The organism is Pleomorphomonas oryzae DSM 16300 (assembly GCF_000422965.1).
Lineage (GTDB): Bacteria > Pseudomonadota > Alphaproteobacteria > Rhizobiales > Pleomorphomonadaceae > Pleomorphomonas > Pleomorphomonas oryzae.
The window spans coordinates 64,048-76,839 of record NZ_AUHB01000010.1; the positions used below are offsets into that span (position 1 = coordinate 64,048).

The window sequence follows — 12,792 nt, forward strand, 5'->3', positions numbered from 1 at the left end:
TCGAGCATCTTCAACCACCCATCAAGATTTCGGGCATCATGACCACACGCACTCTTTCCAAGCCGGACTTCACCAAGGCCTATGCCGGCGGCGTGCTGTCCGTCGCAGCGCTGAGCGACCGGGCCTTCCGGGTCCGCTTCGCACCCAGTGGGCATGACGGGACGATGCCCGAAAGCCGGATCCTGGTGGACGATCTGCCGGCTGTCGCCGCGTCCGTCAGCGCGGGCAGTGGAACCACCCACCTCACGCTGCCGCATCTCACCTGCGAAGTGACGGAGGCCACCGGTCGCCTGCGCTTCTTTGGATCGGACGGCACGCTGCTGCTCAGCGAGATCGAAGCAGGACGGCGGCTGGCGCCGGACAAGCTCGGCGGCGAAACGGTCCACGTCGCCAAGCAGGCCTTCGCCTGCCCGCCCGACGAGCACCTCTACGGCACCGGCTGCTTTCAGGATGGCGCGCTCGATCTGCGCGGCCTGCCGCGCCGGCTCACCCAGGTCAACACCCAGATCAGCCTGCCCTTCCTGTTGTCCAGCAAAGGCTACGGGCTGATCTGGCACCATCGTGGCCAGAGCGAACTCAATCCGCCGCCACATCGCATCGCCCTTATGAAGCGCGCCGTCGGCAAGGCGCAGACCGCAACGGTCACCACCTCCTCGGGCGGCGCCGACGTCGAGCGACGCATGGCCGTCTTCGAGGGTGAGATCCAGATCACCACCGGCGGCCGGCAGGCCATGCTGCTCGACATCGGCAAAAAGATGGGCACCCGCTACCGGGTCGAGATCGACGGCCAGACCCTTGCCGATCACGACAACTTCTGGCTCCCGCCGACCACCAGCTTCTTTGCCGACCTCACGCCCGGCCGCCATCTGGTGCGCGTCGAAGCCAACGAAACCGACGAACCGGTCCTGCACTACGGCCCGGTCACCGATCGCACGGTCTGGCGGTCGCCGGTCACCGACGCCATCGACTATGTGGTGATCGCCGGCCCCAGCGCCGCCGAGGTGATGGGCGGCTACCGCGAGCTCCTCGGCGCGACGCCGATGCTGCCGGTCTGGGCCTTCGGCTATGTTCATTGCCGCGAACGCTTCCATTCCTCCACCGAGATCATCGACACGCTCGACGAGTTCCGCCGCCGCGAGCTGCCGCTCGATGTCATCGTGCAGGACTGGCAATACTGGGGCTCGCACGGCTGGAATGCCATGCGCTTCGACGAGGCGCACTACCCCGATCCCAAGCGGCTGGTCGACGAGGTGCACCGGCGCGATGCCCGCTTCATGCTGTCAGTGTGGGCGCGCATCGATCCGTCCTCGGAGCTCGGCCAGGAGTTTAGCCGTCGCAGCTATTTCATCGAGGGCACCGACTGGGTCGACTTCTTCAACCCCGACGCTGCCGCCTTCTATGCCGCCGAGCAGGAAACCCGTCTCCGGCGCTTCGGCATCGACGCCTGGTGGCAGGACGCCACGGAGCCGGAGAACGACGATCTCGCCGGCCGCATGACCGCCGCCGGACGCGGCGAGCATGTCCAACTCGCCTATCCTCTCCAGGTCACCCGCGCCGTATCCGATTCCTGGCAGGCCGCCCTGCCCGACACCCGCGCCTTGATCCTGACCCGCAGCGCCTTCCTGGGCCAGCAGCGCTATCCCGCCTTCACCTGGTCCGGCGATGTCGGCAACGACTGGGCGACGCTCGGCAACCAGATCGCCGCCGGCCTCAACATGGCGGCATCAGGCTATGCCTACTGGACGGTAGACGCCGGCGGCTTCTTCCGCCCCGGCCCCGGCCAATATGACGACGAAGCCTATCGCGAGCGGTTCCTCAGGTGGTTCCAGTTTGCCACCTTCCTGCCGATGCAGCGCGTCCACGGCTTCGAGACCGACACCGAGTTCTGGCGCTACGGCGACAAGGTGGAGGCCGTCTCAAGAGCCTATCTCGAACTGCGTTATCGCCTGCTGCCCTATATTTACGCGACGGCCGCCGAGGTGGCGGAGGCCGGCCTTCCCATGATGCGGCCGCTGGTATTCGACTTTGCCAGCGATCCCTGCGCGCTCGACGAGGTCCACAGCTACATGTTCGGCGGGGCGCTGCATGTCGCCCCGGTGCTGGCGGCCGGCGTGGACAGCTGGCCGGTCTATCTGCCCGAAACCGAAGGCGGCTGGTTCGATATCTGGACCGGCGAACACCGGACCGGCGGCCGCATTCACAACGTCCCGAGCCCGCTCGACCGCATCCCGCTGCATGCGCGGGCCGGCAGCATCCTGCCGCTCGGCACTGTCAGGCAATCGACCGCCGGCATGGTGCAGGACAGGCTGGAGATCTACGTCTTCCCCGGCCGAGACGGCAGCTTCGAGCTCTACGAGGACGACGGCCTCAGCCTTGGCTACCAGCGCGGCGAATGCGCCCGCATCTCCTTCGCCTGGGACGACGCCAAGAGTACGCTCACGATCGGCAAGTGTCGGGGCGCCTACCCCGGCATGCCCGGCAAGCGCCATCTGACGATCCATCGCGTCGGCCCCGGCCTATCGCCGATGACGCCGGCGACCAGGCTCTCCGTCACCTATAACGGCAGCGTCCTCTCGGTCATCTGCCGATGAACCTGCCTCAACGCCCTTCCGGATGAACGCCCAGCCTTTCGGAAATCTCCTGGCACGCCCGCGTCAAAGCATCGATGTAGGCGGCGCGGTTGCGCAAACCGTCCTCCTTGGGGGCCACGAGACACAAGGTGGCAATGCAGGCGCCGTCGGCCTGATGGATGGGGGCGGCAAAGCAGTGGGTGTAGGTGTCCACCATGCTGTTGAAGGTGAAGTGGCCATCGAGAGCGGCCTGCCTGACCTCGGCGATGAACACGGCCGGATCGAGCGGCCGGCCGTTGGGCAGGATAAAGTCCTCCGGCGGGATCAGGTCGAGAATTTGCTGATCGCTGAGATGCGATACCAAGAGGCGGCCCGATGCGGTCCAGGGAATGGGCACCAGTTCGCCGATGCTCGAGGATATGCGGAACGGGCGGGCGCTCTCGCGCATCATCGCCACGGTGTATTTGTTGCCCTCGAGCAGGCACATCTGCGCCGTCTCGCGCGTCTCCTCAGCGAGGTGCACCAGCGCTCGATCGCATTCGCGCATGAAGTCGAACTGTTCGGCATAGGCGGCGCCGAGAAAATACAGTTTGCGCCCGAGAAACACCCGCCCGTCACCGCCCTGGTAATCCAGCATGCCGTGCCGAACCAAGAGATTGACCAGTTCGTAGACCGATGAGCGCGGCGCATCGATCTCCGAAGCGATCTCGTTGGGCCGCATCGGCTGGCGTTTGACGCGCAGGAATTCGAGAATATCGAAGGCGCGATCGAGTCCGCGCGCGCGTTTCATTGTCATGGCCTCGGCGGTATCGGCCATCTCGTCCCTCAAATCGAAGCTGCCCACCTCCGGTGCGGGAGGTGGCGCAGTATCCCAGGTTATTTACGGTCGGCGCGATAGGCGACGCACTCAACCTCGACTTTGCAATCGACCATCATCGGCGATTGGACGCAAGCGCGGGCCGGCGGGTTGGCGCCGAAATACTCGGCGTAGACGCCGTTGAAGCTCCAGAAGTCGCGCGGGTCGTCCAGCCACACGCCGACACGCACAACGTCTTCAACGCCATAGCCGGCCTCCTTCAGGATGGCGATCAGATTTTCGATGGCCTTGCGGCTTTCGGAGACGATGCCACCCTTGACGATTTCACCGTTCTCCATTGCCACCTGTCCGGAGACGTAGAGCCAGCCATCGGCTTCGACAGCCCGGGCGAAAGGAAGGGGCTGTCCGCCCGCACCGGTGCTGCCGGTGCCGTAACGCTTGATGGTCATGATCACTCTCTTTCAATTGAAACTGGAGGTCTTGAGGAATTCCGCCAACCGCTCCGTTTTGGGCGCGACGAACATTTCCCTGGGGTTGCCCTCTTCGCCGATGACGCCCTTGTTCATGAAGATGACCCGGGACGCCACCTCATAGGCGAAACGCATTTCATGGGTGACCAGCAACATGGTCATGCCTTCGGCGGCCAGATCCTTGATGACCTGCAGCACCTCGCCGACCAGTTCCGGGTCGAGCGCCGACGTCACCTCGTCGAACAGCATCAGGCGCGGATTCATGGCGATGGCCCTGGCGATCGCCACCCGCTGCTGCTGGCCGCCGGAAAGCTGACCGGGATAGTGGTTGGCCCGGTCGCCCAGGCCGACCCGGTCGAGCCATTTCAGGGCGATGGCATGCGCCTCGCCCTTCGGCAGCCGCTTCACCTTGACGAGGCCGAGCATGACGTTCTGGGCGGCGGTCATGTGCGGAAACAGGTTGAACTGCTGGAAGGCCATGCCGGTCAGCGCCCGCTGGCGGGCAATGTCCTTCTCGCTCTTGCGTCGGCGCGTCGAACCTTCGACGTGATAGCCGATCTCCTCACCATCAAGGCGGATCGTGCCGTCCTGAAAGTCTTCCAGCATGTTGATACAGCGCAGCAGGGTGGTCTTGCCCGAGCCGGACGAACCGATGATGGCGATCACCTCGCCCTCATGCACCGCGCAGTCGATGCCCTTCAGCACCTCCACCGCGCCGTAGGTCTTCCGCAATCCCGCGATTTCGAGGAGTGTCTTGGCCATGGATCGAAATCCTCAGGATGGAATGGCGGTCTTGCGCTCGACGTATTTGCCGAGGCGCTCGATGCCGTAGTTGACGAGGAAGTAGAGGGCTCCAGCGAAGAAATAGAACTGGAGGCTCATGAAGTTGCGCGAGATGATCTCCTGGCTGCGCAGCAGCAGTTCGGCGACGCCGATCACCGACAGCAGCGTCGAGGCCTTGACCATTTCGGCGGCGGTGTTGACCCAGGCTGGCAGAAACTGCCTCAGCGCCTGCGGCCACAGCACGTAGGCGAAGGTCTGGCCGAAGGTGAGACCGATCGCCTTGGCCGCCTCGGTCTGCCCTTTGGGAATGGCCTGCAACCCGCCGCGCACGATTTCGCCGACATGCGAGGAGCAGAAGACGGCGAGCGCCAGAACGCCGGCCGAGAAGGGATCGAGGTTCACGCCCACCGCCGAGGAGACGTAATAGCTGGCCAGCACCAGGACCAGCACCGGCGTGCCGCGGATGATGTCGGTATAGGCGCGGACGACCCAGCGAAGCCAGCGGTTGCCATAGACCAGCGACAGGCCGACGACCACGCCGAGCACGGAGCCGGCAAAGATGGCCAGAAGCGAAATCGCCACGGTGATGCCGAGACCGTTCAGAATGACGTGGCGGGCGAGCCAGAGCTGGTCGAGGAAGGATGGAGCGATCATCGCCTCACCTCGGCACGGCAAGGCGCCGCTCGATCTGCCGCATCAGCGCGGCGATCAGGGCACAGGTGATGACATAGAGCGCGGAGGCGACGATCCACGTTTCGATCACGCGGAAGCTCTCCACGTTGATCTTGCGCGCAGCGAAGGTCAACTCCGGCACGGCGATGGTGGCGGCCAGCGAGGTGTCCTTGAACAGCGAGATGATGGTCGACGACATCGACGGCAGCACGTTGCGCAGCATCAGCGGGACGATGATGGTCGAGCGGATCTGCATCGGCGTCAGGCCGATCGCCAGCCCCGCCTCGGTGAGCCCCTTGGGAATGGACAGGAGGCCCGCCCGGAAGACTTCGGCCAGATAGGCCCCCGAATAGAGCGCCAGCACAGCCACGAAGCTCTGCACCTTGTCGAGCCGGATGCCCAGCTGCGGCAGGGCGAAATAGGCGAACAGCACCAGCACCAGGATCGGCAGGTTGCGGATCAGCGTCACATAGGCCGTGGCAGGCCAGGCGGTCGCGCGATAGCGGGACGTCAGGGCGAAGGCGACGGCAAGGCCGATCACCGCGCCGATCAGGATCGAGATGACGGCAAGGCCGAGGCTCAGCGCCAGGCCCGCCAGCAGTTGGTCGAAGTTGCGCCAGACCACGGCAAAATTCAGCGTATAGCCCATGGTGCCTCGCCGGTTGCAAGGGAAAGGAGCGGAAACGCGCGTCTCCGCTCCTTACAAAAGCTACTTGAATTCCACCGGGAAGCCGATCTGCGGCGGCGGCAGGTCCTTGCCGAACCAGGTCTTGAACGACTTGGCGTAGAAATCGAATTCGACGCCGGTCATCGCCTCGTGCAGGGCGGTGTTGACGAAATTCAGCCAGTCCTGATCGCCCCGTTTGACGGCGCAGGCATAGGTCTGCGGGTTCCAGCCGTAGCCGGCATCCACATAGCGGCCCGGATTCTGGGCCATGTACCAGGCGAGCGACGACTGGTCGGTGGCCACCGCGTCGGCGCGGCCCGATTCCAGCGCCTGATAGATGAGGTCGACGGAGTCATACTGATCGACCTTGGCCTCCGGCAGGGCGGCGTGCACCATCGACTCGGCGTAGACATTCTGCAGCACCGAGATGGTCACCGACGCGCCGGCCGCCTTCAGCGTCGCATAGTCGGTGTACTTGCCGCCGGCCTTCAGCATGAGACCCACGCCCTCGCGATAGTAGGGAATGGTGAAGGCCACCTGCTGGGCGCGCTCGCCGGTCACCGTCATGAACTGGCAGGTGATGTCCACCTTGTCGGTGGTGATGTTGGGAATGCGCGCATCCGAGGACTGGTTGACGAACTCGATCTTGTCGGGATCGCCGAACAGCGCCTTGGCGATGATGTGGCCCATGTCGACGTCGAAGCCCTGCAGCTTGTCGTCGGCGCTCTTGAAATGCCACGGCGCATTGGTGCTGCCGGTGCCGAGCACGAGGTGGCCGCGCGCCAGAACGTCGTCGAGCTTGCTGGCTTCGGAATAGGCGGACGTTGACAACAGAAGGAAGACGGAAGCGGCGAGGACGCCACCGGTGTGGATGGACCTGTGCATGTTGTTCCCCATTTTTGTTCCACCACCCGGCATGTCCGGTATAGTGGACATTAGTCCGCTTTAACGGACACGCCTATTGACGTACAGGGTGCGCATCTTGTCAAGAGCCCGCTAAGTTGAATCTGGAGACCGTAGGCACGCCCTTTCCGAGCACCTGGTCGCGGTCGACTGGCGTTCCCAGGATGGCTCCAGGTATCTGGCAGAAACAAAAAACATACCTGCGGGAGTCACGATAGCCACGCGCAACCTTTGGATGCTTTAGTCCTCGCCAAATATTCGAGGAGCGGCCAAATGCTGTCGACCTACCTGAGCTACACGCTTCTGACCCGCGACTTGAACAAGTCGCTCGACCGGGTCGCCCAGCAGACCACGGTCAAGCGCGAGGCGGACTATTACGAGGCCAACATCGGCAAGGTGAAATCGGTCGACGATTTCCTGAAGAACGACCGGCTCTATCGCTATGCCATGAAGGCCTACGGCCTTGAGGACATGACTTATGCCAAGGCCTTCATGCGCAAGGTCCTGGATAGCGATCTCATGGATTCCACGAGCTTCGCCAACAAGCTGACCGATGCCCGCTACCGGCAGTTCGCTGCCGCCTTCTCGTTCAAGAACGGTGAGAGCGTCATCGCCCAGTCGCCCGACCAGACCGACGATCTCGTCGAACTTTACACCGCCGGGGTCAACAAGCAGGCGGCCTCCGTCGCCGAGGAAACCCGCTATTACAATGCCGCCATCGGCTACGTTCGCAACGTCAACGATCTCCTGAACAACGACCGGCTGCGCAGCTATGTGTTCACCGCCTTCGGCATCGACAGCAGCCGCTATTCGCGGCAGGACATGGCGGCCGTCCTCGCCAGCGATCCGGCCGATCCCGCGAGCTACGTCAACACCGTCTGGGGGCCGCGCCGCGACGAGGCGACCACCTTGCGAAACACCGCGCGCGACGCCGTCAACGATACCAGCGCCAAGATCGACGACTATACGGCGCAACTGAAACTACCCGGCGCCGATACGGCGGATCTGAACGCCAAGATCACCGAGCAGCGGCGCCTGCAAGCGGTGGCCTGGGCGGACATGAACACCCAGGATTCGGCACTCGCCACCATCAACCGTTACTTCGATCTCGCCGCCGCCTTCCAGTTCTCGGCCGATGGCACGCTCCCCGACGGGGTGAATGCCCAGACCGACGAAAGCCGCGATGTGACCAACCGCCGCTATGTCGTCAACCAGCCGAGAACCTCGCCCACCGGCGCGCTGATGGAAAGAAGCTTCTTCGAGGCCAAGGTGGCCAGCGCCCGAACCGTCGACGATCTCCTCAATGACGGCTCGGGCGGCGAGCGCATGGCCAAATTCCTGGGAACCGCCTTCGGTCTCGGAAGCATGCCACCGGCGACCATCAAGGGCATCCTGACCTCGGACCGCGACCCCGCCAATCCGACCAGCTTCGTCAATTCGTCCGGCCGGTGGAAGGAGCCCTTCACCCAACTGATGAACACCTTCAACTTCAAGCAGGACGGCACGCTCGACCCCGCCGACAACGCACAAACAGCGGCGCAAACCCTGTCGACGACCAACCGTTACATGGCCGCCTACAACGACGCCGACGAGGAAGCCGATCGTCTGGCCATCAAGAACTTCCGCCAGAGCGTCTACTCGATCACCTCGCTCGACCAGTTCCTGAGGACACCGAAGGTCTATAACTTCGCCCTGCAATCGGTCGGTCTCGACCCGGCCAAGGTGCCGACGGATACCATCAAGAAGGTGCTGAAAAGCGACCTCAACGACCCCAAGAGCTACGTCTACCAGCTGAAGGACGATCGTTATCTCAAGCTGGCCCGCAGCTTCAATTTCGACAGCAAGGGCAACCTCACCACGCCGCTGGTGGCGCAGGACCGCAGCGAAATCGTCGAGATCGCCAAGGCCTACATCATCGCCAAGACCAAGTTCGCCAAGGGCGCCGAGCTGGTTTCGCTGCGCAAGAAGGCGGACGCCGACGCCAAATATTACCAGACCGCCGTCTCGGGCGTCGACAGCGTCGCCGATCTCCTGGCCGACCGGAAAGCCGTCGATATCCTGCTCACCGCCAAGGGCCTCGACCCCAAGAAGGTGACCAACGACTATCTCAAGAAGGTCCTGACGTCGGACCTCAAGGACCCCAAGAGCTTTGCCAACAAGGCGAGCGACAAGCGCTTTGCCGAGATCGCCAGCGCCTTCAACTTCGACAAGGCCGGTAACGTGGTGCGCGTGGTGACGACCGGACCGCAGAAGCCGATTCAGGTGCGCGAGACCGTCGGCGACTACAATCAGCAAACGCTTGAAACCCAGCAAGGCGACAGCAACCCCGGCGTTCGGCTCGCCCTCTATTTCCGCCGCAAGGCGGGCGATATCCGCACTGCCTACGACATTCTGGCCGACCCGGCGCTGGCCCAGGTGTTCCGCACGACCTACAGCATGCCCGACGCCATGGCCAACATGGACATCGACCAGCAGGCGCACGTCGTCGAAAAGTACCTCGACCTCAAGGAATTGTCCGATCCGACCAAGCTGGAGAAGTTCCTCAAGCGGTTCACGGCCATGTACGACCTCAAGAATGGCCAGTCGGGAGGGTCATCGCTTGCCACCCTGATGCAGGGCGGACGCGGCAGCATCAACCAGAATACGCTGATGGCCATCGCCAAGCTCGGTCGTACTCATGGGTGATGAAGGACAAGCAAGTCGAAGTCGAGCATCGCCGAGGTGATCGTTAGCCGGCGTCAGGTAATGGGGTCGGCTTTCGATTAACGCCAAATTAGACATGTCCGCCCATCATTTGGCCAACATTGACCTGTGGCCGAGTGAAGGCAACCATCCCATGAAAAACCTCTCGATTGCTCGGAAGATCCTTGCCGTTGTCCTTTTGGTTGGTCTTGTTGCCGTATCGATCGCCGTTGTCGGCTGGGTCGAGCTCAAATCGACCACCGAGACCTACACCGAGGTCGGCCGCTCCGAAGAGGCGGCCCGCGAGGCGATGGACCTGCGCATCGACATCATCGCCATCAGCCGCATGACCTACCAGCTGGCGCAGGCACCGGAAAAGGCGGCCGATTTCAAGACGGAGGCTGCCAAGCGGTCGTCCGAAATGCTGGCCCGCCTGCCCAAGCTCGAAGCGGTGGCCGACGCCAGCGAGAAGACGCAGCTTGCCGACGTGCGCGGCTCGCTCGAAGCCTATTTCAAGGCGATCGACGCCATGGTCGACGCCGCCGCCACCGGCGACAAGGCGGCCGTCGCAACCGCCCTTGATAAGGCGTTGGATGGCCAGAAGGACGTCACCGCCAAGGTGAAGGTCTACAGCACCTATTCCTCCGACAAGATGGCGGCCGCCCGCGCCGACGCCGGTGCCCAGGCCGACCGCTCGGCCCTCGTCCTGCTGCTGTCGGCCACCGTGGCGACCATTCTCGGCATCGGCATCAGCCTGCTGCTCGCCAACCGTGGCATCGCCCGGCCGATCGTCGCCCTCACCTCGGCGATGCATCGCATGGCCGGCGGCGACCTTGCCGTCGACCTGCCCGACGCCATGAGGCGCGACGAGATCGGCGCGATGATCGGCGCCGTCGCCAGCTTCCGCAACGACCTCTCCGAGCGCCAGCGCCTGCAGAAGGAGGCAGAACTGCGCGACAGCCAGTTGGCGGTCGAGCGCCGCCGCATGATGGAAGAGATTGCCGCCAACTTCGAACGCCAGGTCGGCGAGCTGGTTTCCTCGCTGTCGGTTGCCGCCACCGATATGCAGACCACGGCCATCGCCATGTCCGGCAGTGCCGGCGAAACCAGCCATGCCGCCGGCGAACTGTCGCAAGCGGCCGGTCAGACCACCGACAACGTCCAGACCGTGGCCGGCGCCACCGAGGAACTGGCGACCAGCGCCCGCGAGATCGGCGAGCGCATCCTGACGGCCTCGCGCCTTGCCGCCGAGGCGGTGGGCCAGGTGGAGCGCACCGACCACGATGTGCAGACACTGGCCAGCGGCTCCCAGACCATCGGCGACATCGTCCAATTAATCCGCGGCATTGCCGAGCAGACCAACCTTCTCGCCCTCAACGCCACCATTGAGGCCGCCCGCGCCGGCGAATCCGGCAAGGGCTTCGCTGTCGTGGCGCAGGAAGTGAAGACGCTGGCCAGCCAGACGGCCAAGGCCACCGAGGAAATCTCCGCCCAGATCGATCAGTTGCAGGCGGCCACCCACAACGCCGTCGGCAACATCAAGGGCATCGGCGAAGCCATCAAGCGCATGCACACCGCCTCCAACGACGTGGCGGCGGCCGCTGAGGAACAGCAGGCGGCAACGCAGGAAATCGCCCGCTCGATCACCGAGGTGGCCAACGGCACCAATGGCGTCGTCCGGCGCGTCGAGACCGTCTACCGCAATGCGGCCGAAACCGGCACCGGCGCCGACCGGATGCAGGCGACCGCCCGCATGCTGGCCGACAACGCCACCCGCCTCAAGGAGCAGTTCAAGGCCCTGCTCGACGGCATCCGCGCCGCCTGACGCCTGATAGCCACCCGATACGGACCTGGATCTCGGCCGCCTGCTACCCCGCAGGCGGCCGCAGTTCTATTCCGGGAACCGAAACGGCTTGCTTTTCGCACGGTTTGACCTTGCGCGAGCCGGCTCGCCGCAATAGAGCAGGAGGGTCGTATTTAAACCGATACGATTGACTCCCTCAGCGTTCGGAGACGTCCTTCAATGTCTTTCCTTGCCCAGTCGCTCGCCCGTGTGAAGCCCTCTGCCACCATCGCCGTCACCAATAAGGCGCGTGAGCTCAAGGCGGCCGGTCGCGACGTCATCGGCCTTGGTGCTGGCGAGCCGGATTTCGATACTCCGGACAACATCAAGGAAGCCGCCATCAAGGCGATCCGGGACGGCAAGACGAAATACACGGCGGTCGACGGCATTCCCGAGCTGAAGACGGCCATCGTCGACAAGTTCAAGCGCGAGAACGGCCTGACCTACAAGGCGGCCGAAATCACCGTCGGCACCGGCGGCAAGCAGGTGCTGTACAACGCGCTGATGGCGACGCTGAATCCCGGCGACGAGGTGCTGATCCCCGCCCCCTACTGGGTGAGCTACCCGGACATGGTGCTCTTGGCCGGTGGCACCCCAACCTTCGTCGAGGCGTCGATGGAGACCAACTTCAAGGTCACTGCCGAGGCGCTCGACAAGGCGATTACCCCGAGAACGAAGTGGTTCATCTTCAACTCGCCGTCCAACCCGTCGGGTGCCGCCTATACCCGCGCCGAGCTGAAGGCGCTGACCGACGTGCTGGTTCGCCATCCGCATGTCTGGATCATGACCGACGACATGTATGAGCACCTCGTCTACGACGAGTTCGTGTTCACGACGCCCGCCCAGATCGAGCCGGCGCTGATGTCGCGCACGCTCACCGTCAACGGCGTGTCCAAGGCCTATTGCATGACCGGCTGGCGCATCGGCTATGCCGGTGGCCCGGTCGAGCTGATCAAGGCGATCGCCACGATCCAGTCGCAGTCGACCTCCAACCCCTCGTCGATCTCGCAATATGCCGCGCTCGAGGCCCTCACCGGCCCGCAGCACTTCATCGCCGAGAACAACAAGGTGTTCAAGGAGCGCCGTGACCTCGTGGTGTCCATGCTGAACCAGGCGCGCGGCATCCAGTGCCCGACGCCGGAAGGCGCCTTCTACGTCTACCCGTCCTGCGCCGGCCTGATCGGCAAGAAGACGGCGGCCGGCAAGGTGATCGCTTCCGACGACGACTTCGTCACCGAGCTCCTGGAACAGGAAGGCGTTGCCGTGGTGCAGGGCTCGGCCTTCGGCCTCGGCCCCAACTTCCGCATTTCCTACGCCACGGCCACCAAGGACCTGGAGCAGGCCTGCATCCGCATCCAGCGCTTCGCCGCCTCGCTGTCGTAAGC

10 protein-coding genes are annotated in these 12,792 nt (G+C 64.0%); 4 read left to right on the forward strand and 6 right to left on the reverse strand.

All coding sequences use genetic code 11. The features are described 5' to 3' along the window. Positions 1-38 precede the first annotated feature (38 nt). Entirely contained in the window at positions 39-2,591 is a 2,553-nt protein-coding gene (locus G522_RS27260) for a glycoside hydrolase family 31 protein (protein ID WP_156886961.1), read from the forward strand. A 7-nt stretch (positions 2,592-2,598) separates the two neighbouring features. Here G522_RS27260 and G522_RS0116525 read toward each other — a convergent pair whose 3' ends face one another. The 6 genes from G522_RS0116525 to G522_RS0116550 are packed head-to-tail and all read right to left on the reverse strand — an operon-like array spanning position 2,599 to position 6,864. Beyond that, the gene (locus G522_RS0116525) at positions 2,599-3,387 is read right to left on the reverse strand and encodes an IclR family transcriptional regulator (RefSeq protein ID WP_026791997.1); all 789 of its coding nucleotides are present in this window, start codon (positions 3,385-3,387) and stop codon (positions 2,599-2,601) included. Between the two features lie 59 nt (positions 3,388-3,446). Then, on the reverse strand, positions 3,447-3,836 hold the full coding sequence (locus G522_RS0116530; RefSeq protein ID WP_026791998.1) for a RidA family protein: 390 nt from the start codon (positions 3,834-3,836) through the stop codon (positions 3,447-3,449). A gap of 12 nt (positions 3,837-3,848) precedes the next feature. Continuing rightward, on the reverse strand, positions 3,849-4,619 hold the full coding sequence (locus G522_RS0116535; protein WP_026791999.1) for an amino acid ABC transporter ATP-binding protein: 771 nt from the start codon (positions 4,617-4,619) through the stop codon (positions 3,849-3,851). A 12-nt stretch (positions 4,620-4,631) separates the two neighbouring features. Further along, positions 4,632-5,294: an amino acid ABC transporter permease gene (locus tag G522_RS0116540; protein WP_425414072.1), complete on the reverse strand. Its 663-nt coding sequence runs from the start codon at positions 5,292-5,294 to the stop codon at positions 4,632-4,634. Positions 5,295-5,298: 4 nt separating this feature from the next. Beyond that, a complete protein-coding gene (locus tag G522_RS0116545; protein WP_026792001.1) occupies positions 5,299-5,961 on the reverse strand; it encodes an amino acid ABC transporter permease in 663 nt (220 codons plus the stop codon). Positions 5,962-6,021: 60 nt separating this feature from the next. After that, complete coding sequence (locus G522_RS0116550) at positions 6,022-6,864, reverse strand: transporter substrate-binding protein (protein ID WP_026792002.1); 843 nt, start codon at positions 6,862-6,864, stop codon at positions 6,022-6,024. Positions 6,865-7,155: 291 nt separating this feature from the next. On the opposite strand from G522_RS0116550, the gene G522_RS0116555 reads away from it, so the two are divergent. From G522_RS0116555 to G522_RS0116565, 3 genes are all read left to right on the forward strand, one after another. Next, on the forward strand, positions 7,156-9,567 hold the full coding sequence (locus G522_RS0116555; RefSeq protein WP_026792003.1) for a DUF1217 domain-containing protein: 2,412 nt from the start codon (positions 7,156-7,158) through the stop codon (positions 9,565-9,567). A 151-nt stretch (positions 9,568-9,718) separates the two neighbouring features. Continuing rightward, on the forward strand, positions 9,719-11,389 hold the full coding sequence (locus G522_RS0116560; protein ID WP_036839786.1) for a methyl-accepting chemotaxis protein: 1,671 nt from the start codon (positions 9,719-9,721) through the stop codon (positions 11,387-11,389). Between the two features lie 198 nt (positions 11,390-11,587). Further along, the gene (locus tag G522_RS0116565) at positions 11,588-12,790 is read left to right on the forward strand and encodes a pyridoxal phosphate-dependent aminotransferase (protein ID WP_026792005.1); all 1,203 of its coding nucleotides are present in this window, start codon (positions 11,588-11,590) and stop codon (positions 12,788-12,790) included. The last annotated feature ends 2 nt before the right edge of the window (positions 12,791-12,792 follow it).

Bases quoted from the DNA above. Each gene is read 5' to 3' on its own strand.
- G522_RS27260 (WP_156886961.1), top strand. From the start codon at position 39: ATGACCACACGCACTCTTTCCAAGCCGGACTTCACCAAGGCCTATGCC.
- G522_RS0116525 (WP_026791997.1), bottom strand. From the start codon at position 3,387: ATGGCCGATACCGCCGAGGCCATGACAATGAAACGCGCGCGCGGACTC.
- G522_RS0116530 (WP_026791998.1), bottom strand. From the start codon at position 3,836: ATGACCATCAAGCGTTACGGCACCGGCAGCACCGGTGCGGGCGGACAG.
- G522_RS0116535 (WP_026791999.1), bottom strand. From the start codon at position 4,619: ATGGCCAAGACACTCCTCGAAATCGCGGGATTGCGGAAGACCTACGGC.
- G522_RS0116540 (WP_425414072.1), bottom strand. From the start codon at position 5,294: ATGATCGCTCCATCCTTCCTCGACCAGCTCTGGCTCGCCCGCCACGTC.
- G522_RS0116545 (WP_026792001.1), bottom strand. From the start codon at position 5,961: ATGGGCTATACGCTGAATTTTGCCGTGGTCTGGCGCAACTTCGACCAA.
- G522_RS0116550 (WP_026792002.1), bottom strand. From the start codon at position 6,864: ATGCACAGGTCCATCCACACCGGTGGCGTCCTCGCCGCTTCCGTCTTC.
- G522_RS0116555 (WP_026792003.1), top strand. From the start codon at position 7,156: ATGCTGTCGACCTACCTGAGCTACACGCTTCTGACCCGCGACTTGAAC.
- G522_RS0116560 (WP_036839786.1), top strand. From the start codon at position 9,719: ATGAAAAACCTCTCGATTGCTCGGAAGATCCTTGCCGTTGTCCTTTTG.
- G522_RS0116565 (WP_026792005.1), top strand. From the start codon at position 11,588: ATGTCTTTCCTTGCCCAGTCGCTCGCCCGTGTGAAGCCCTCTGCCACC.